This is a genomic window from Streptomyces sp. NPDC024555 (genome assembly GCF_055559335.1).
Genome location: NZ_JBVHKV010000006.1, coordinates 76,166 through 95,877, shown reverse-complemented (window position 1 = coordinate 95,877; position 19,712 = coordinate 76,166). Strand labels below are relative to the sequence as shown.

The following is a 19,712-nucleotide window of genomic DNA, read 5'->3' as shown; positions in this document are numbered from 1 at the left end:
TGCGGCCCGCTCCGGGTGGTGTGCACTGTTCCTATCAGACGGCTGAGCGGATGCTTAGCGCGCGTCCCCCGGGTGGGCCCGGCCGGTGTTCTCGAAGCGCACCACGACGGACTTGCTGGCCGGGGTGTTGCTGGTGTCGGCGGTGGAGTCGAGCGGGACCAGGACGTTCGTCTCGGGGTAGTACGCGGCGGCGCAGCCGCGGGCCGTGGGGTAGTGGACGACGCGGAAGCCGGGGGCGCGCCGTTCGCTGCCGTCCTTCCACTCGCTGACGAGGTCGGTGTACGCGCCGTCGGCGAGGCCGAGGGCGGTGGCGTCGTCGGGGTGGACGAGGACGACGCGGCGGCCGCCCTTGATGCCGCGGTAGCGGTCGTCGAGGCCGTAGACGGTGGTGTTGTACTGGTCGTGGGAGCGCAGGGTCTGCAACAGCAGGCGCCCTTCGGGGAGTTCGGGGAACTCGACGGGGGCGGCGGTGAAGTTGGCCTTCCCGGTGGCGGTGGGGAAGCGGCGGGAGTCGCGCGGTGCGTGCGGGAGGGTGAATCCGCCGGGGTGCGCGACGCGCGCGTTGAAGTTCTCGAAGCCGGGGACGACGCGGGAGATCCGGTCGCGGATCGTGGCGTAGTCCCGTTCGAACTCCTCCCAGGGGGTGGCCGATCCGGGTCCGAGGACGGCGCGGGCGAGCCGGGCGACGATGGCGGGCTCGGAGAGCAGATGGGGGCTCGCGGGGGTCAGGTTGCCCCGGGAGGCGTGCACCATGCTCATGGAGTCCTCGACGGTGACGAACTGCCGCCCGGTGGCCTGGACGTCCTTGTCGGTGCGGCCGAGGGTGGGCAGGATCAGCGCCCGGGTGCCGGTGACGGCGTGGGAGCGGTTGAGCTTGGTGGAGACGTGGACGGTGAGGCGCGCGGTGCGCATCGCCGCCTCGGTGACCTCGGTGTCGGGGGTCGCGGCCACGAAGTTGCCGCCCATGGCGAAGAAGACCTTGGCGTCGCCGTCGCGCAGGGCGCGGATGGAGCGGACCACGTCGTAGCCGTGGTGGCGCGGCGAGGTGATGCCGAACTCCCGGTCGAGCGCGTCGAGGAAGGCGGGCGCGGGCCGTTCGAAGATGCCCATGGTCCGGTCGCCCTGGACGTTGGAGTGGCCGCGCACCGGGCAGACCCCGGCGCCGGGCCGGCCGATGTTGCCGCGCAGCAGCAGGAAGTTGACGATCTCGCGGATGGTCGGCACGGAGTGCTTGTGCTGGGTGAGGCCCATGGCCCAGCACACGACGGTGCGTTCCGAGGCGAGGACCATCTCCAGGGCCTGTTCGATGGCGGCCCGGTCGAGTCCGGTGGCGGTGAGGGTGGCGTCCCAGTCGGCCTCGGCGGCCGCGGCGGCGAACTCCTCGAAGCCGTGCGTGTGGGCCTCGACGAACGCCTCGTCCACGGCGCCCCCGGTGGCCAGGATCAGCTTGTTGAGGAGCCGGAAGAGCGCCTGGTCGCCGCCGATGCGGATCTGGAGGAACAGATCGTTGAGCGGGGTGCCCTTGAGCATGCCGTGCGGGGTCTGCGGGTTCTTGAAGCGCTCCATCCCCGCCTCCGGCAGCGGGTTCACCGAGATGATCCTCGCCCCGGCCGATTTCGCCTTCTCCAGGGCGGAGAGCATCCGGGGGTGGTTGGTGCCCGGGTTCTGCCCGGCGACGATGATCAGGTCGGCGTGGTGCAGGTCCTCCAGGGAGACGGACCCCTTGCCGACGCCGATCGTCTCGGTGAGGGCCGAGCCGGACGACTCGTGGCACATGTTGGAGCAGTCGGGCAGGTTGTTGGTGCCGAACTCGCGGGCGAAGAGCTGGAGCAGGAACGCGGCCTCGTTGCTGGTGCGCCCCGAGGTGTAGAACAGCGCCTCGTCGGGCGAGTCGAGCGCGCGCAGCTCCTCGGCGACGATCTCGAAGGCGCGTTCCCAGGTGACGGCCTCGTACCGGTCGGCGCCCTCGGGGAGGTACACGGGCTGGGTGATGCGGCCCTGCTGGCCGAGCCAGTAGCCGCTGCGCTCCGCGAGGTCGGCGACGGGGTGGGCGGCGAAGAAGTCCGGGGTGACGCGGCGCAGCGTCGCCTCCTCGGCGACGGCCTTGGCGCCGTTCTCGCAGAACTCGGCGGTGTGCCGCTTGTCGCCCTCGGGCCAGGCGCAGCCGGGGCAGTCGAAGCCGTCCTTCTGGTTGACCTTGAGGAGGGTCCGGGCGGCCCGTGCCACCCCCATCTGCCGCTGGGCGATGCGCAGGCTGTGCGCGACGGCGGGGAGACCCGCGGCGGCGTGCTGGGCCGGTTCGACCCGGGGGGCGTCCTGGACCGGGTCTCCGGTGGGCGGCTTGGTGGCCATCGTGCTCCCCTTCGGGCCTGCTGCGGTCCGCGTGCGGTCGGTGCGTGGTCCGCGCGTGGTCCGCTCCTGGTGGTCTCTTGCCTTCGATCCTGGCACGCGAGGGGGGTACGGCGCCCGGCGAGGGCCCCACGACGGGCCGGGGCCGGTCCCCGGCGGTGGCCGGTCCGGATTGTCAGTGGTACGTGGCAGGATCGGGGTGTGGCTGAGACGGCATCGAAGAAGACGGCAGACAACCGACCGCGCCTGCTCCTGATGGACGGGCACTCCTTGGCGTACCGGGCGTTCTTCGCTCTGCCCGCGGAGAACTTCACGACCGGGGCGGGTCAGACGACGAACGCGGTGTACGGCTTCGCGTCGATGCTGGCGAACACGCTGCGTGACGAGGCGCCGACGCATTTCGCGGTGGCGTTCGACGTGTCCCGCAAGACCTGGCGCTCCCAGGAGTTCCCGGAGTACAAGGCGAACAGGTCGAAGACCCCCGACGAGTTCAAGGGCCAGGTCGAGCTGATCGGCGAGCTGCTGGACGCGATGCGCGCGGACCGGTTCGCGGTGGACGGCTTCGAGGCCGACGACATCATCGCCACGCTGGCCACCCAGGCCGAGGCGGCCGGCTTCGAGGTCCTGATCGTCACCGGCGACCGGGACTCCTTCCAGCTGATCACGGACAACGTGACCGTGCTGTACCCGACCAAGGGCGTCTCCGAGCTGACCCGGTTCACCCCGGAGAAGGTCGTCGAGAAGTACGGTCTCACCCCCCGGCAGTATCCGGACTTCGCGGCGCTGCGCGGAGACCCGTCGGACAACCTCCCGGGCATCCCCGGGGTCGGCGAGAAGACGGCCGCCAAGTGGATCAACCAGTTCGGTTCGTTCGACGAGCTGGTGGAGCGCGCCGACGAGGTGAAGGGCAAGGCGGGCCAGAATTTCCGCGACCACCTGGACGCGGTGAAGATGAACCGGGTGCTGACCGAGATGGTCCGGGACGTGGCCCTGCCCAAGACCCCGGCCGAGCTGGAGCGCGCCCCCTACGACCGCACGGCGGTCACCGGCGTCCTGGACGTGCTGGAGATCCGCAATCCGAGCCTGCGCGAGCGGCTGCTCGCGGTCGACCCCGGCAAGGCGGAGGACGAGGCCCCGGCCCCGGCCGCGGGCGTCGAGCTGGACGGCGCGGTGCTGGGCGCGGGCGAGCTGGCCCCCTGGCTGGAGGAGCACGGCGGGCAGCCCCTCGGCGTCGCCACGGTCGACACCTGGGCCCTGGGCAGCGGCACCGTCACGGAGATCGCCCTGGCCGCGGCCGGCGGGGCCGCCGCCTGGTTCGACCCGGCGCAGCTGGACGCCCCCGACGAGCAGGCGTTCGCGGCCTGGATCGCGGACCCGGCCCGGCCGAAGGTCATGCACAACGCGAAGAGCGCAATGCGCGTCTTCCCCGAGCACGGCTGGCGGGTCGACGGCGTCTCCATGGACACCGCGCTCGCCGCGTATCTGGTGAAGCCGGGCCGGCGCTCCTTCGCCCTGGACGCCCTGGCCGTGGAGTACCTGGGACGCGAGCTGGCCCCGGCGGCCGCGGCGGACGGCCAGCTGGCCTTCGGCGCGGACGACCGCGCGGAGGCCGACGCGCTGATGGCGCAGGCCCGCGCGATCCTGGATCTCGGCGACGCGTTCGCGACCCGGCTGGAGGAGGTCGGCGCCGCCCGGCTGCTCCACGAGATGGAGCTGCCCACCTCGGCCCTGCTGGCCCGGCTGGAGCGGCACGGCATCGCGGCCGACCGGGCCCATCTCGAAGGCATGGAGCAGCAGTTCGCCGGTGCGGTGCAGCAGGCGGTGAAGGAGGCGCACGCCGCGGTGGGCCGGGAGTTCAACCTCGGTTCGCCCAAGCAGCTCCAAGAGGTCCTCTTCGGCGAGCTGGGCCTGCCCAAGACCAAGAAGACCAAGACCGGGTACACGACGGACGCCGACGCGCTGGCCTGGCTGGCCGCGCAGACCGAGCACGAGCTGCCGGTGATCATGCTGCGCCACCGCGAGCAGGCCAAGCTGCGGGTGACGGTCGAGGGCCTGGTCAAGACGATCGCCGCGGACGGCCGCATCCACACCACGTTCAACCAGACGGTGGCGGCGACCGGCCGGCTCTCCTCCACCGACCCCAATCTGCAGAACATCCCGGTGCGCACGGACGAGGGCCGGGCGATCCGACGCGGCTTCGTCGTCGGTGAGGGCTTCGAGACCCTGATGACCGCGGACTACAGCCAGATCGAGCTGCGCGTGATGGCGCACCTCTCCGAGGACGCGGGTCTGATCGAGGCGTTCATGTCCGGCGAGGACCTGCACACCACGGTCGCCTCGCAGGTCTTCGGCGTCGAGAAGACGGCCGTCGACCCGGAGATGCGCCGCAAGATCAAGGCCATGAGCTACGGCCTGGCGTACGGGCTCTCCGCGTTCGGCCTCTCCCAGCAGCTGAACATCGAGGCGGGCGAGGCCCGGGTCCTGATGGACACGTACTTCGAGCGGTTCGGCGGGGTGCGCGACTATCTCCACCGGGTGGTGGAGGAGGCCAGGGCCACCGGATACACGGAGACGGTGTTCGGCCGCCGCCGCTATCTGCCCGACCTCAACAGCGACAACCGCCAGCGCCGCGAGACGGCCGAGCGGATGGCGCTCAACGCCCCGATCCAGGGCACCGCCGCGGACATCGTCAAGGTCGCGATGCTCCAGGTCGACCGGGCGCTGACCGAGGCGGGGCTGACCTCCCGGATGCTGCTCCAGGTCCACGACGAAATCGTCCTGGAGATCGCCGCGGGCGAGCGGGAGCGGGTGGAGGACATCCTGCGCCACGAGATGTCCACCGCCGTGCAGTTGAGGGCGCCGCTGGACGTGTCGGTCGGCGTGGGGACCGACTGGGAGTCCGCCGCGCACTGACGCGGCGCGCGGGGCGCCGCTCAGCCGTCGGCCCGGCCCGAGGACCGGACCGTGCGGGCGTCGGGCGGTGCGGCGGCCGGGCCGCGGCGGTGGCGCAGCCGCACCCCGGCCGCGTACAGCACCAGACCGGCCGCCAGCCCGGCGCCCGCGCCGAAGCAGGCGGTCGGGACGATGTCCAGCAGTGTGTCCAGACGCCCGTAGTACGCGTACCAGCGCACGCAGCGGTGGACCAGGCCGAGCAGCGCGCACAGGGCGAGCAGGGCGACCGACCACCACCGGGCCCGGCGGTCCAGGACCGGCAGCGTCCGCGGGGCGGGCCGGTCCGGGGTGCTCCGCAGCCCGGTCACCACGAACCGGGCGAGGACCAGCAGGGCCAGCGCCGAGGTGCCGTACTGCGCGAGCTGGAACACCGGATGTCCCGCCACGCTCCGGCCGAGCACCGGGACCAGCCGCACCCCCCACCGGTCGTGGTGGGTGAAGGCGTCCCAGACGACGTGCGTCCCGGCCCCGACGACGGCCGCGATCGCGAACCACATCCCGGCGCGCACGGCTCCGGGGCCCCGGCGGGGCATGCGGCGGTCCCCGCCCAGCCAGTGGTGCACCCGCCCCTGACGGCCCGTGGGCAGCAGCGCCACGAGGGGGTCGCGGAGCAGCAGCCAGAGCGCCGCGGCCGCCGCCGTGATCAGGACGTCGACGGTGAGCACGCCCCACCAGGCATGGGTGACCTGTCCGAACTCCATGGCGCCCGGAATCACCGTGTCCGCGTAGAACGTCAGGTCGGGGGCGAAGGATCCGGCGACGAGCGCGGAGGCGAGGAGGGGGCCGCGCCCCGTCCCGTCACGGCGGATTCCGGGCAGGACGGCGGCAGCATGGCTGAGCGTGAACGGCATGCCGGGAAGTATGCGTGAGCGGCCGTCACGGTCCGGCTGCGGCCCGGGGCCCGCCGCCCCGGACCGGACCGGGAGGCGCGCGGGCGGCGCGTTCCGCCGGACGGTTTGCGGACCGGAACGTGAAAAAGCGGTAAGAAGCCTCCGGGGCGCTGTGTGCGGGCGGCGGAAGTTGCCGTAGGGTCGCGTGAGTCCGGGCCCAGGGGAGGGGCCGGCCGACGAAGGGGAGGGGCCACACGTTATGGCAGCGCAATTCGGTCGCCGGCTGCGCAGAGGGGCGGCGACCACGGCCGTGGCCGCTGCCGCCGTGGCGGCGCTCTCCGCGTCCCAGGCCCCCGGTTCGCCGCTGGTGGCCTCCGACGGCGGCGAACAGCCGACCGCCGGTGCGACCCCTTCGGGCGACGGGGCCGCGTCGGGCAACTCGCCCTACTACACCGACCTTCCGCCGCTGGCGACGCCGGACAAGCCCGGCACCTCCGTCAACCTTCCGGTGACCGGAAGCGTCGAATCGGGCATACCGGCCTCGATCCTCGCGGCGTACAAGAAGGCGGAGCAGACCGTCGCCGGCACGGACCCCGCCTGCCGGCTGCCGTGGCAGCTCCTCGCCGCGATCGGCAAGGTCGAGTCCGGCCAGGCGCGCGGCGGCCGGGTCGACGCGCAGGGCACCACGCTCTCCCCGATCCTCGGCCCCGCCCTCAACGGCCAGGGCTTCGCGCTCATCAAGGACACCGACAACGGCGCCTACGACGGCGACCGGACGCACGACCGCGCCGTCGGCCCGATGCAGTTCATCCCGTCCACCTGGGCGGTCTGGGGCGTGGACGGCAACGGGGACGGCCGCAAGGACCCCAACAACATCTACGACGCCGCGCTCGCCGCGGGCCGCTATCTGTGCGCCGGATCGCGCGATCTGGCGGTCGCCGCGGACCTGGACCGGGCGGTCCTGAGCTACAACCACTCGGACGAGTACCTGCGCACCGTCCGCTCCTGGTACGAGTACTACCGGCGCGGCGCCCACGAGGTGCCCGACGGGACCGGCATCCTGCCCGTCGGCAGCAGCGACGGGAAGCGCCCCGGCAGCCGTAGCCCGGACCGCACCCCGACCCCGTCGGCGTCCACGAGCCCCTCGGCCTCGCCGTCCGGATCGGCCTCTCCGAAGCCCCCGGCGAAGCCGACCCCCTCGCCCTCGGACCCGGGCCGCCCCGGCACCTCGACGTCCCCGACGCCGAAGCCCGAGCCCACGCCGACCCCGTCGCTCGCCTCCGTGCAGAACGCGGGCACCGGCGATCTGACCGCCACCGCCGGCGGCGCCTTCGCCGAGCGGATCAAGGTCCGCGCCCGCAGCAACCTCGGCACCCCGCTCGCCAAGGTGCCCGTCACCTTCACCGTCACCGGCGACACCGACGCCTCCTTCGGCGGCAAGGCCTCGGTCACGGTGCTCACCGGCGCCGACGGCACGGCCACCGCCCCGGTGCTCACGGCCGGCGAGAAGACCGGTGACTTCACCGTGCGCGCCACGGCCACCGGCACCACGCTGCCCGCCGTCTCCTATGCCGCGACCGTCACCGCCCGGCAGGCCGACGCCATCGCCAGGACCGGCACGGAGAAGCTGACCGCCGTCGCCGGGCAGGAGTTCGCCGACATCACCGCGCGGGCCACGTACAAGGACGCGGCCGCCGCCCGGGTCGCCGTCACCGCGACGATGATCACCGACGACGAGCAGCCGGCCGAGAACGACAAGGGCCCGTACTTCACGAACGACGACGGCGACCCGGTCCGCACCCTGGAGCTGACCACGGACGCCGACGGCAAGCTGGCCCTGCCGAAGATCTACGCCGACGGCGCCGCGGGCGCGTACAAGCTGCGCCTGACCACCGCGGGCGGCGCGACGGTCGTCATCGAGCTGACCGTGGAGGCACCTCCCGCCTGACCCCGGGCCCGCACCGGCCCGCCACCGACAGCCCCCGACCGGGACACCGGCCGGGGGCTGTCGTCATGTGCGGCCAAGTCGGATCGATGTGTTCTCATCTCGGGCCCCGGTTGCTACGGTGCCCCAGCCCTGACGACCCATCAGTTCCGTGCTTCCGGGAGGCCGACCATGCGTGCCCTCGTCGCCGCCGCCATCGGACTGGCCGCCGCCCTCGCCCTCGTCCTCACCATCAGCGCGATCGGCGCCCCGCCCGGCGAGACCTCGCCCAAACCCCTGCTGACCACCGTCCCGGGCCCCAAGCAGTAAGCCGTACGCACCGAGCACACCACCGCCCGCACCCGCGAGCAGAGGGAGGCACCCATGCGCCGCCGAGCCGGCCTCGTACTCCTGGCCTTCGCCGTGTTCTTCGCCGCGCTGTCACCACTGCTGCGCTGGTACGCCTTCCCCCGGCTCGCGAAGATCCCGCCGAACCAGTACCAGGAGACGGTGCTGGAGGCCAGGCCCGCCACCCTGCTCGACTACACCACCCTCAAGGCGAAGAAGGTCGACCGGATCACCATCGTGCAGACCCTCAAGGGCAACGTGGAGGCCTCCGAGAAGATCGAACGCAGCGCGGGACGCGACGTCGTCGTCTGGGACGCCCTCTCCTACGTGCAGGGCCCCGACGGCAAGATGGTCTCCAAGATCCCCGAGCGCTACATCTTCGACGCCCACAGCCAGGCCCCCGTCCACGCCACCGGCGAGATGGTCGACGGCGACCCGGTCCGCCGCGAGGGCATCGAGTACAAGTGGCCCTTCCTCACCGAGAAGCGCGACTACGAGTACTTCGACGCCCAGACCCGCACCAGCTCGCCCATCCACTACAAGGGCACCCGGAACTTCCGCGGGATGGAGGTCTACTACTTCGAGCAGACCATCCCCTGGACCAAGGTCCCCATGCCCAAGGCCATGCCCATCAAGGGCATCACCGCCGAACAGATCGCCAAGACCGGCGTCACCCGCTGGTACACCACCACACGCATGTTCTGGGTCGACCCGGTCACCGGCGCACCCGTCAACGGCGAGGAGGTGCACCGCGAGGAACTGCGCAACGCCAAGGCCATGGGCATGTCCGAGGACACCGTCACCGTCTTCGCCGGACACGTGAAGATGCGCGAGGACTACGTCGTCTCCATCGGCGACATGGTCAAGTCCCAGCGGGTCCTGGTCCTGCTGCTCACCTCGTACCTGCCCTGGGGCTTCCTCGCCCTCGGCGCCGTGCTGCTCACCCTCGCGCTGTGGCTGGAGGCCCGCTCCCGCAGGCCCGGCGCGACGGCACCGGACCCCGCGCCCGGACCCGGCACCGACCCCGCCCCTACCCCCGCCTGAGCCGCGCCGTGGTGAACCGGGTGGCCTCCACCGTCGTGGGGTCCTCCGGCCACGGATGCTTCGGATAACGGCCGCGCAGCTCCGCCCGCACCGCCCGGTAGCCCTCGCGCCAGAACGACGCCAGATCCGCCGTCACCGCCGCCGGGCGGCCGGCGGGGGAGAGCAGGTGCACCAGGACCGGGACGCCCGCGACCCGGGGCGTCTCCCGGAGCCCGAACAGCTCCTGGAGCTTCACCGCGAGCACCGGCTGCGCCCCGCCGTACTCCACCCGGATCCGCGAACCGCTGGGCACCTCGATCCGCTCCGGGGCCAGCTCGTCCAGCCGCGCCGCCTCGCCCGTCGCCCACGGCAGCAGCCGGCGCAGCGCCTGGCCGGCGTCGATCCGGGCCAGGTCCGCCCGCCGCCGGGCCCGGGACAGCTCCGGCTCCAGCCAGCTCCCGGGGTCCGCCAGCAGCGCCTCGTCCGAGACGTCCGGCCAGGGGCCGCCCCGTTCCCGGTGGAGGAAGGCCAGCCGCTCCCGCAGCCGCTCCGCGTCCCCGGTCCAGCGCAGCAGCCCCGGCCCCTCCCGGCGCACCCCCTCGACCAGGGCCTCGCGCACCAGGGCCGGATCCGGGTCCTTCAGCGGGCGCGCCGACAGCTCCACGGCTCCCAGCCGCTCCACCCGGCGGGCCACCACGTCCCGGCCGTCCCAGCGGACCTCCTCGCCCGCGAACCGCAGATGACCGGCGGCCAGCCGCGCCGTGTCCTCGTCCACGACGGCGGCCAGGGAGACCCGCGCCGACGCCGCGTGCGCGGGCCGGTCCGCGACCGCCACCGCCAGCCAGGGCGCGCTGCGCAGCGCCGAGCCGTCCCGCAGCTGCGCGCCGGTGCCCGAGGCCATCAGGAACGTCCCCTCGCCCCGGGCCCGCGCCACCCGCTCGGGGAACGCCAGGGCCGCCACCAGCCCGACCGCGGCGTCGTCCGGACCGGACCCGCCGCTCCGCCCGCCGTCCGCGCTCTCCGACGCGGACGACAGCCGCCGCACCTCCTGGCGCCAGCGCGCCGCGTAGCCGTCCCGGCCCCGGCGCGCGGTGCGCAGCGCCGCCGCCAGATCGTCGCCGTACTCCCGCGGCGGCTCCTCGCTCAGCAGCGCCACCACCTCGGCGGCCCGCCGCCCGCCGACCTCGGCCGCCCCGTCCAGGAGGGCCCTGGCCAGCCGGGGATGCAGGCCGAGGCGGGACATCCGCACGCCCCTGGAGGTGACCCGTCCGTCCGCCCCCACCGCGCCGACCGCCGCCAGCACCTCGCGGGCGGCGGCCAGCGCACCGGCCGGCGGCGCGTCCAGCAGCGCCAGCCCAGAGGCGTCCGGATCGCCCCAGCAGGCCGCCTGGAGGGCGAACGAGGCCAGATCGGCCACCTTGATCTCGGGGGAGGGGAACGCGGCCAGCCGCCCGTTCTCGGCCTGCTCCCAGCAGCGGTACACCGTCCCCGGCGCCTCGCGGCCCGCCCGGCCCGCCCGCTGGCGGCCCGCCGCCTGCGAGGCCCGTACGGTCGTCAGCGCGCTCAGCCCGCGCGCGTGGTCCGTGCGCGGCTCCCGGGCGAGCCCCGAGTCCACCACGGTCCGCACCCCGGGCACGGTCAGCGAGGACTCCGCCACCGAGGTCGCCAGCACCACCCGGCGGCCCGTCGCCGAGCCCGCGAGGACGGCGTCCTGCACGGCGGCCGGGGCCCGTCCGTGCACCTGGAGCACATCGGCCGCCACCCCGGACAGCAGCCCCGCCACCCGGCCGATCTCACCGACCCCGGGCAGGAAGCAGAGGACATCGCCGTCCCGCTCGGCCAGGGCCCGCCGCACCACGGACGCGACATGGCCCAGCAGCGCCGGATCGACCCGCATGCCGTGCGGCGGCCGCACCGGCCGCGCGGGCGGCGCCCACACCACCTCCACCGGATGCGAGACGCCCTCCGCCTCGACCACCGGGACCTCGCCGAGCAGCCGCGCCCAGCCCTCGGCGTCGGTCGTCGCGGAGGCCGCCACCAGCCGCAGCTCGGGGCGGAGCGCCGCGCGCACGTCCAGCAGGAAGGCGGCCACGGTGTCCGCGTCGAGATGGCGCTCGTGGCACTCGTCGATGATCACCGTGTCGACGCCGGAGAGTTCCTGGTCGCGCTGGAGCCGTTGGAGGAGCACCCCGGTGGTGACCACCTCCACCACCGTCTCCGGGCCCACCGACCGTTCGCCGCGCACGGTGAAACCGACCCGCCGCCCGGTCGGCTCGCCGAGCAGCCACGCCATCCGCCGGGCCGCCGCGCGGGCGGCGATCCGGCGCGGTTCGGCCACCACGACCCGGCGCACCGGGCCCTCGCCGGTCAGCCCGGCCAGGACCAGCGGGACGAGGGTCGTCTTGCCGGTGCCCGGCGGGGCGCACAGCACCGCGGCACCGCGGTCGTCGAGCGCCCGCCGCAGCGCGGGCACGGCGGTACGGACGGGCAGCCGGTCCAGGGCGTCGGTACGGATCACGCCCCCAGTCTCGTACGGCGGGGGCGCGAACCGTCCACCGCGGTCCGGCCGCTCAGTCGCGGACGCAGACGAAGATCGCGGTCCCCGGGATCAGATGGCCGCGCAGCGGGGACCAGCCGCCCCACTCCTGGCCGTTCCAGTCCGGCCACTCCGGCTCCACCAGGTCGGTCAGCCGGAAGCCGCCCGCCACCACGTCGCGCACCCGGTCGCCGAGGGTGCGGTGGTGCTCCACGTAGACCGCCTCGCCCCGCTCGTCCTGCTCGACGTACGGCGTGCGGTCGAAGTACGAGGCGGCCACCGACAGGCCCTCGGGCCCCGGCTCGTCCGGGAAGGCCCAGCGGATCGGGTGGGTGACGGAGAAGACCCAGCGTCCGCCGGGGCGCAGCACCCGGTGCACCTCGCGGAACACCCGGACCGGATCGGCGACGAAGGGCACCGCGCCGTAGGCCGAGCAGGCCAGGTCGAAGGAGCCGTCGCGGAAGGGCAGCGCCCCGGCGTCCGCCTCGACCAGCGGCACGTCCCCGCCGATGCGCAGGGCGTGCTGGAGCTGGCGGTGGGAGAGGTCCAGGGCGACGGGCCGGGCGCCCTGCGCGGCCAGCCAGCGCGCGCACTGGGCGGCGCCCGCGCCGATCTCCAGGACGTCCAGACCGCGCAGCGAGGCGGCCGGCCCGAGCAGGGCGGCGTCGGCCTCGTCGAGCCCTTCCGGACCCCAGACGAAGCGGTCGTCGCCGAGGAAGGCGCCGTGGTCGGTCTGGTACTCGTCCGCGTTCCGGTCCCACCAGCCGCGACTGGCCCGGCTGCTCTCGGCGGCCCCGGCGGTGCGGCGCGTCGCCTCGGGTTCGGCGGCGTAGATCTCTTGGCTCATCGTGTCCGTCGTTGTAGTTTGCCTTCACCCCGTCGTACGCGGTCCGTACCAGGGGGCCGTGAAGTGCGGAACCCGTGTGTCCGGACCTCGCCGGAGCCGATCTGGCCTCGGTGAACCCGAGTTGTGCCGGATATGGGGCCTTCCGTCGGTGGTGTCCGCCTTCGCGCATTGACCGTGCCCTGCTGCCCCCGTATGCTACAAGTTGCGCTGCGAGCCTGCGCTCCTCAGACCTAGCAGGCCGCGCTCGCGTCTGTTGTATGTCCCCTCGGTTCACGAGAGGCGCCTCCCGGGTCCGCGGGATCGGCGCTTCGCGGGCTGTCCGGCTTCTGCAGAGGCGATACGGGTTCTCGGCGTAGCAGTACCTACGACTCACTGTCCGTACCGGAGCCCTTTCCCACATGACGAGCAGCACCGAGACCACCGCCACCACTCCGCAGGTTGCGGTCAACGACATCGGCGACGCGGACGCGTTCCTCGCGGCGATCGACGAGACGATCAAGTACTTCAACGACGGCGACATCGTTGACGGTGTCATCGTCAAGGTTGACCGGGACGAGGTTCTCCTCGACATCGGTTACAAGACCGAAGGTGTCATCCCGAGCCGCGAGCTCTCGATCAAGCACGACGTCGACCCGAACGAGGTCGTCAAGGTCGGCGACGAGATCGAGGCCCTGGTTCTCCAGAAGGAGGACAAGGAAGGCCGCCTGATCCTCTCGAAGAAGCGTGCTCAGTACGAGCGTGCCTGGGGCACCATCGAGAAGATCAAGGAAGAGGACGGCATCGTCACCGGTACCGTCATCGAGGTCGTCAAGGGTGGTCTCATCCTCGACATCGGCCTCCGTGGCTTCCTGCCGGCGTCGCTGGTCGAGATGCGCCGCGTCCGCGACCTCCAGCCGTACGTGGGCAAGGAGCTCGAGGCCAAGATCATCGAGCTGGACAAGAACCGCAACAACGTGGTCCTGTCCCGCCGTGCCTGGCTCGAGCAGACCCAGTCCGAGGTGCGCCAGACGTTCCTCACGACCCTGCAGAAGGGCCAGGTCCGCTCCGGCGTCGTCTCCTCGATCGTCAACTTCGGTGCGTTCGTGGACCTCGGCGGCGTCGACGGTCTCGTGCACGTCTCCGAGCTGTCCTGGAAGCACATCGACCACCCCTCCGAGGTTGTCGAGGTCGGCCAGGAAGTCACCGTCGAGGTCCTCGACGTGGACATGGACCGCGAGCGCGTGTCCCTGTCGCTCAAGGCGACGCAGGAAGACCCGTGGCAGCAGTTCGCCCGTACGCACCAGATCGGGCAGGTCGTTCCCGGTAAGGTCACCAAGCTCGTTCCGTTCGGTGCGTTCGTCCGCGTCGACGAGGGCATCGAGGGCCTGGTCCACATCTCCGAGCTGGCCGAGCGCCACGTGGAGATCCCGGAGCAGGTCGTCCAGGTCAACGACGAGATCTTCGTCAAGGTCATCGACATCGACCTGGAGCGCCGTCGCATCAGCCTCTCGCTGAAGCAGGCCAACGAGTCCTTCGGTGGCGACCCGGCCTCGGTCGAGTTCGACCCGACCCTGTACGGCATGGCCGCGTCCTACGACGACCAGGGCAACTACATCTACCCCGAGGGCTTCGACCCCGAGACCAACGACTGGCTCGAGGGCTTCGAGGCTCAGCGCGAGGTCTGGGAGACCCAGTACGCCGAGGCGCAGCAGCGCTTCGAGCAGCACCAGGCCCAGGTCATCAAGTCCCGCGAGGCCGACGAGGCCGCTGCCGCCGAGGGCGCTGCCGCCCCGGCCGGCGGTGGCACGCAGGCCGCCTCGGGTGGCAGCGGCGGCGGTTCGTACTCCTCGGAGTCGGCGGACAACTCCGGCGCCCTGGCGTCGGACGAGGCGCTCGCCGCCCTGCGCGAGAAGCTGGCGGGCGGCCAGAGCTGACGCTCTGACCCTCCGGCCGGTCTCCGGTCGCGGTAGGTAGTCGACGGGTGAGGCCCGCTCCCTCCGGGGAGCGGGCCTCACGCGCGTCCGGGCCGGGGATCAGGGGGTGACGGCGATGTTGGTCAGTCCGTTGCCGCCGGTCACGGTGTTGCTCGCGTAGACCGTCGTGGGGCAGTTCGCGCCGTAGTTCGTGATGTTGAACGCGATCCGCTTGTCGCCCGTCGCACCGGACAGGTCCGAGGTGTTGTTCCGGAAGACGGTCCCGCAGCCCCAGCCGCTCTGCTGGGTGTGGGTCTCGTAGCCGTTGTTGGTCGTACGGGTGCCGTGGTTGCCCTCGACGAGGACGCCGTTGCCCTTCACATCGACCCAGGAGTCGTCGTAGTTGGCGCCGGTGAGGCCGCTGCCGTCAAAGGTGTTGCCGATGACCCGGGCCCCGGTGGTGCCCTCCTTGATGTCGACGTTCTCGCCGCCGACCCCGGGCCCGATGACGTTGTCCAGGATCTGGACCCGGTCGCTGCGGTCGGAGAGGTCCCCGGCCGTGCCGACGTAGACGCCCTCGCCCATGCCGCGTCCGTTGTGCCCGGTGTCGTAGATCCGGGAGCCGCGGATGACGCCGTCGCTGCTGGAGGAGCGGAAGTGCACGCCCTCCATGTCGAGGTCGTGCACGGTGACGGAGTCGATGACCACGCCGTCGGCGCCGTCGGTCACGATGCCCTTCTGGCCGCCGGTGACCGTGACGCCCTCCACCGTCCAGTAGGAGGCGCCGTTGAGGTGCAGTCCGTAGCCGCCGCCGGCGGTGAGGACGGCCCCGGCCGAGCCGGTGAGGGTGATGCGGGCGGAGGCGGTGCCGGGGGTGTACGCCTTGAAGTTGCCGGTGTAGGTGCCGTCCGCGAGATGGATCGTGCCGCCCGGGGCGACCGAGGCGAGGGCCGCCTTGAGCTGGGAGGCGGTCGTCACCTCGATGACCGGGGCCGCGTTCGCCGGCGCGGCGGAGGCGGGACCGGGGGCGGTGGTGGCGAGCGCGGCGGCGGCCAGGGCGGGGAGCAGCGTGCGGGTGCGCATGGGGGTGCCTTCCCGTGGGTGAGAGGGGCGTCCAGCAGGTTCTCGTACATGAATGTGGGGCGAGACTCTGAACTTCGCTGCCCAGTGACGGTAGGGATGGGGGATGTTCATGTCAAGGTCTGGACCATTGCCCGGAACGCGCTGTGCGTGTCCTGGGCGCGAGGGCGGCCGCCGGACGAACGCCCTTCGGTACGCCGGGAGCTGACGCACACTTCGCATACGGGGCACTGCGCGCCCGGATGCGTGGGTACACGTGAGGGGAAGGGGCACGGAAGGGAATGCCCGCGCCCCTCGGGACGTTCTTCTTCAGGAACACAAGGAGGAGCGGTAACCGTGCCTGATCCGCAGAGTTTGTACGAATGGGAGCCGAAGGGCCTGGCTGTCGTCGACATGGCGCTCGCCCAGGAGTCGGCCGGCCTGGTCATGCTCTACCACTTCGAGGGGTACATCGACGCGGGCGAGACCGGTGAGCAGATCGTCGACGGGCTGATCGACTCGCTGCCCCACCAGGTCGTGGCCCGGTTCGACCACGACCGTCTCGTGGACTACCGCGCACGGCGCCCGCTGCTGACGTTCAAGCGCGACCGCTGGTCGGCGTACGAGACCCCGGTGCTGGAGGTCCGCGTGGTGCAGGACGCCACCGGCGCCCCCTTCCTGCTGCTGTCCGGTCCCGAGCCGGACGTCGAGTGGGAGCGGTTCGCCGCCGCCGTGGAGGAGATCGTGGAGCGGCTCGGCGTCCGGCTCTCGGTCACCGCGCACGGCATCCCGATGGGCGTCCCGCACACCCGCCCGGTCGGCATCACCCCGCACGGCAACCGCACCGATCTGATGCCCGGCCACCGCAGCCCCTTCGACGAGGCGCAGGTGCCCGGCTCCGCCGCCGCCCTCGTGGAGTACCGGCTGATGCAGGCCGGACACGATGTGCTCGGCGTCGCCGCCCATGTGCCGCACTACGTGGCCCGCTCGCCCTACCCCGACGCCGCGCTCACCGCGCTGGAGTCGATCACGGCGGCGACCGGCCTCGTCCTGCCGACCGTCGCCCACGCGCTGCGCACCGAGGCGCACCGCACCCAGACGGAGATCGCCCGCCAGGTCGACCAGGGCGACGAGGAACTGGTCGCGCTCGTCGAGGGCCTTGAGCACCAGTACGACGCGGTCGCCGGTTCCGAGACGCGCGGCAATCTGGTCGCCGAGCCCGTGGACCTGCCCTCCGCCGACGAGATCGGCCTCGAATTCGAGCGCTTCCTCGCCGAGCGCGAGGGGGACGGCTGACGGCCACCGGTCCGGTGCGACCGGCCCGTACGGGGAACTCCCCGCAGGCCCTAAGCTGCCGCTCATGCTGAAAGTGGGCCTGACCGGTGGTATCGGCGCCGGCAAGAGTGAAGTGTCCCGGCTGCTGGCCGGTTACGGGGCCGTGCTGATCGACGCGGACCGGATCGCCCGCGAGGTCGTGGAGCCCGGGACCCCCGGGCTCGCCGCCGTCGTCGAGGAGTTCGGCACCGGGGTCCTCGCCCCCGACGGGACCCTGGACCGGCCCGGACTCGGGGCGATCGTCTTCGCCGACCCCGCGCGCCTGGCCGCGCTCAACGCGATCGTCCACCCGCTGGTGGGCGCCCGCTCGGCCGAGCTGGAGGCGGCCGCCGATCCCGGCGCGGTCGTCGTCCACGACGTGCCCCTGCTCACCGAGAACGGCCTCGCCCCGCTGTACGACCTGGTCGTGGTGGTCGACGCCTCGCCGGAGACCCAGCTCGACCGGCTGGTCCGGCTGCGCGGCATGACGGAGCAGGAGGCGCGGGCCCGGATGGCCGCCCAGGCCACCCGGGAGCAGCGCCGGGCCGTCGCCGATCTGATCATCGACAACGACGGGCCCATCGAGGCGCTGGAGCCCCGGGTCCGCGAGGTCTGGACGGAGCTGACCCGCCGGTCCGGGGCCGGCGGCTGAGCGGTCCGGGCCGCTCCCGTCCGCGGAATACCGGCCGCCGGGGCGGCGTTCACCGGTCGGCGGGGGCGTGCGCCCCGCGGTGGCCGAGGAAGGAAGCGACTGTGCCCGAACGGAACCCGGAAACCCATGTCATCGACTTCCGCGCGGCCGAGCACCTGCTGGCCGCGCGCGACCCCCGGGGCGCGGTGCGGCTGCTCGACTCGGTGATCGCCCACCATCCGGAGAACACCGCCGCCCGGCTGCTGCGCGCCCGCGCCTTCTTCGCGGCCGCGCAACTGCGCCCGGCGGAGCTGGAGTTCGAGCTGGTGCTGGAGCGGGAGCCGGACAACGCGTTCGCGCACTTCGCGCTGGCCCGCACCTTCGAGCGCTCCGGGCAGTCCGAGCGGGCCAGGCGCCATTTCCGGCTCGCGGCGGCGCTGGACCCGAACCCGGAGTATCTGCGGGCGGCCCGTTTCGACCCGGAGGGCTGATGCCGGGCGCTCAGGGCCCGTACGGCTGCCGCCGCCCCGCCTCCCGCGTCCGTCCGTCGCCGTGGTCGGGCTCGTACGGCGGGACCCTACGGCCCGGCTGGTAGTGCGCGCCCTGGTGCAGACGGTGGACGACCACGGCCAGATCCACCAGGACCAGGGCGAGCAGGACCCCGCAGGCCGCGGCCCAGCCGGGACGGCCGGTCACGGCGAACGCCGTCACGCCGAAGACCGCCCAGGCCAGGCCCCATAGACTCAGCCAGAGCCGCATCCGCAGAGGGCTGCGGGCGGTCGTCGGTTCATTACCGGTACGCATGGCTCCCTCGCCTCTCCTACCAGCATGGACCCGCGACGCCATCGATGCGGCGTTCCGACGGGAGAGAGTGGGGCGGGGCCGTGAACGGCACAGCGTGGGGGAACACCGAAGGCCGCCGGGCGAGGATCCGCGGCTGTCTGCTGGGCGGGGCGATCGGGGACGCGCTGGGCAATCCGGTGGAGTTCCTGTCCCTGGCCGGCATCCGCCGGGCGCACGGCGAGGAGGGCGTACGGGGACTCACCCCCGACGAGGACGGCGTCACCGGCCGGGTCACGGACGACACCCAGATGACCCTCTTCACCGCGGAGGGCCTGATCCGGGCGCACGTCCGCGCGCGGACCAAGGGCATCGGCGGTGCCGAGACCACGGTCCTCAGGAACGCCTACCTGCGCTGGCTGGACACCCAGAACCACCCCGCGCCGCCCGTCCGGGGCGGCGACGACGAGATCCGCACCGGCCGGCTGCGCCACGAGCCCTGGCTGTACGCGCGCCGCGCCCCGGGGAACGCCTGCCTCACCGGTCTCGCCTCCGGGCACGTCCCCGATCCCGGCGCCCCCGTCGGCGCGCGCGGACCGGTCAACAGCGAATCCAAGGGCTGCGGCACCGTGATGCGCTCCGCGCCCTTCGGACTGACCGGGCAGGACGCGGCGGAGGCCTTCGCCCTGGCCGCCCGCTGCGCGCAGCTCACCCACGGCCACCCCACCGGGGCCCACGCCGCCGGGGCGCTGGCGGCGGTCACCGCCCACCTGCTGGAGGGCGACTCGCTGCCCGGAGCCGTGCTGCGGGCGATGGACCTGCTGGCCCGCCACCCCGGGCACGAGGAGACGACGGCGGCGCTGCGGGCCGCCGTGGACCTGGCCGGGCGCGGAGGACCGAGCGCCGAGAAGGTCGAGACCCTGGGGGCCGGCTGGGTCGCCGAGGAGGCCCTGGCCATCGCCGTCTACTGCGCGCTCGTCCTGCCCCGCCCCGACCAGACGGGGGAGGCGCTGCTGCTGTCGGTGAACCACTCGGGCGACAGCGACTCCACCGGCGCGGTCTGCGGCAACCTCCTCGGCGCCCGGCACGGCGAGGAGCATCTGCCGCCCTCCTGGCTGGTGCGGACCGAAGGGCGGGCGGTGATCGCCGAGGTGGCCGACGATCTGGCGCTGGAGTTCGGCCGGCCCGTCGACTGGCCGGACGGGCGCTACCCGGGCTGCTGAGACG

15 protein-coding genes are annotated in these 19,712 nt (G+C 73.2%); 9 read left to right on the top strand and 6 right to left on the bottom strand.

Annotated features, from left to right (window positions below; all coding sequences use genetic code 11):
- Positions 1-54 precede the first annotated feature (54 nt).
- A complete protein-coding gene (locus tag ACZ4FH_RS11980; RefSeq protein ID WP_467304137.1) occupies positions 55-2,352 on the bottom strand; it encodes an FdhF/YdeP family oxidoreductase in 2,298 nt (765 codons plus the stop codon).
- A 198-nt stretch (positions 2,353-2,550) separates the two neighbouring features.
- On the opposite strand from ACZ4FH_RS11980, the gene polA reads away from it, so the two are divergent.
- Entirely contained in the window at positions 2,551-5,262 is a 2,712-nt protein-coding gene (polA, locus tag ACZ4FH_RS11975; protein ID WP_467304135.1) for a DNA polymerase I, read from the top strand.
- A gap of 20 nt (positions 5,263-5,282) precedes the next feature.
- Here polA and ACZ4FH_RS11970 read toward each other — a convergent pair whose 3' ends face one another.
- Positions 5,283-6,152, bottom strand: a complete 870-nt coding sequence (locus tag ACZ4FH_RS11970; protein WP_467304134.1) for a DUF4184 family protein — start codon at positions 6,150-6,152, stop codon at positions 5,283-5,285.
- 238 nt (positions 6,153-6,390) lie between these two features.
- Here ACZ4FH_RS11970 and ACZ4FH_RS11965 point away from each other — a divergent pair, with 238 nt between their 5' ends.
- The 3 genes from ACZ4FH_RS11965 to pgfA all read left to right on the top strand — a co-directional run bounded on the left by ACZ4FH_RS11965 (position 6,391) and on the right by pgfA (position 9,447).
- Positions 6,391-8,079 (top strand): lytic transglycosylase domain-containing protein, encoded by a 1,689-nt coding sequence (locus ACZ4FH_RS11965; protein WP_467304132.1) that lies wholly within the window; start codon positions 6,391-6,393, stop codon positions 8,077-8,079.
- Between the two features lie 168 nt (positions 8,080-8,247).
- On the top strand, positions 8,248-8,385 hold the full coding sequence (locus tag ACZ4FH_RS11960; RefSeq protein WP_383643764.1) for an SPW_0924 family protein: 138 nt from the start codon (positions 8,248-8,250) through the stop codon (positions 8,383-8,385).
- A gap of 54 nt (positions 8,386-8,439) precedes the next feature.
- Positions 8,440-9,447: a cell envelope lipid trafficking protein PgfA gene (gene pgfA, locus ACZ4FH_RS11955; RefSeq protein WP_467304131.1), complete on the top strand. Its 1,008-nt coding sequence runs from the start codon at positions 8,440-8,442 to the stop codon at positions 9,445-9,447.
- Here the strand turns inward: pgfA and hrpB are convergent.
- Together hrpB and ACZ4FH_RS11945 are read right to left on the bottom strand one after the other, a co-directional pair.
- Positions 9,434-11,944 carry an ATP-dependent helicase HrpB gene (gene hrpB / locus ACZ4FH_RS11950; protein ID WP_467304129.1) on the bottom strand — a complete coding sequence of 837 codons (2,511 nt, stop codon included), beginning with the start codon at positions 11,942-11,944 and terminating at the stop codon, positions 9,434-9,436. The two genes, pgfA and hrpB, sit on opposite strands and share 14 nt — an antisense overlap.
- 52 nt (positions 11,945-11,996) lie before the next feature.
- Entirely contained in the window at positions 11,997-12,809 is an 813-nt protein-coding gene (locus ACZ4FH_RS11945; protein WP_467304128.1) for a class I SAM-dependent methyltransferase, read from the bottom strand.
- 398 nt (positions 12,810-13,207) lie between these two features.
- On the opposite strand from ACZ4FH_RS11945, the gene rpsA reads away from it, so the two are divergent.
- The gene (rpsA, locus tag ACZ4FH_RS11940; RefSeq protein ID WP_383643775.1) at positions 13,208-14,722 is read left to right on the top strand and encodes a 30S ribosomal protein S1; all 1,515 of its coding nucleotides are present in this window, start codon (positions 13,208-13,210) and stop codon (positions 14,720-14,722) included.
- Positions 14,723-14,821: 99 nt separating this feature from the next.
- On the opposite strand, the gene ACZ4FH_RS11935 is transcribed toward rpsA, so the two are convergent.
- Positions 14,822-15,784 carry a right-handed parallel beta-helix repeat-containing protein gene (locus ACZ4FH_RS11935; protein ID WP_467304127.1) on the bottom strand — a complete coding sequence of 321 codons (963 nt, stop codon included), beginning with the start codon at positions 15,782-15,784 and terminating at the stop codon, positions 14,822-14,824.
- Positions 15,785-16,117: 333 nt separating this feature from the next.
- Between ACZ4FH_RS11935 and ACZ4FH_RS11930 the strand changes: the two genes are divergently transcribed.
- The 3 genes from ACZ4FH_RS11930 (at position 16,118) to ACZ4FH_RS11920 (ending at position 18,196) form a co-directional block, all read left to right on the top strand.
- Positions 16,118-17,056, top strand: coding sequence for a PAC2 family protein (locus tag ACZ4FH_RS11930; protein WP_467304126.1), 939 nt, complete (start codon positions 16,118-16,120; stop codon positions 17,054-17,056).
- A 64-nt stretch (positions 17,057-17,120) separates the two neighbouring features.
- On the top strand, positions 17,121-17,726 hold the full coding sequence (gene coaE, locus ACZ4FH_RS11925) for a dephospho-CoA kinase (RefSeq protein ID WP_467304125.1): 606 nt from the start codon (positions 17,121-17,123) through the stop codon (positions 17,724-17,726).
- A 101-nt stretch (positions 17,727-17,827) separates the two neighbouring features.
- Entirely contained in the window at positions 17,828-18,196 is a 369-nt protein-coding gene (locus ACZ4FH_RS11920) for a tetratricopeptide repeat protein (protein WP_467304124.1), read from the top strand.
- A gap of 10 nt (positions 18,197-18,206) precedes the next feature.
- Here the strand turns inward: ACZ4FH_RS11920 and ACZ4FH_RS11915 are convergent, their stop codons facing one another.
- Entirely contained in the window at positions 18,207-18,509 is a 303-nt protein-coding gene (locus ACZ4FH_RS11915; RefSeq protein ID WP_467304122.1) for a DUF6343 family protein, read from the bottom strand.
- Between the two features lie 44 nt (positions 18,510-18,553).
- Here ACZ4FH_RS11915 and ACZ4FH_RS11910 point away from each other — a divergent pair, with 44 nt between their 5' ends.
- Positions 18,554-19,708, top strand: a complete 1,155-nt coding sequence (locus tag ACZ4FH_RS11910; RefSeq protein WP_467304120.1) for an ADP-ribosylglycohydrolase family protein — start codon at positions 18,554-18,556, stop codon at positions 19,706-19,708.
- Positions 19,709-19,712: the final 4 nt, after the last annotated feature.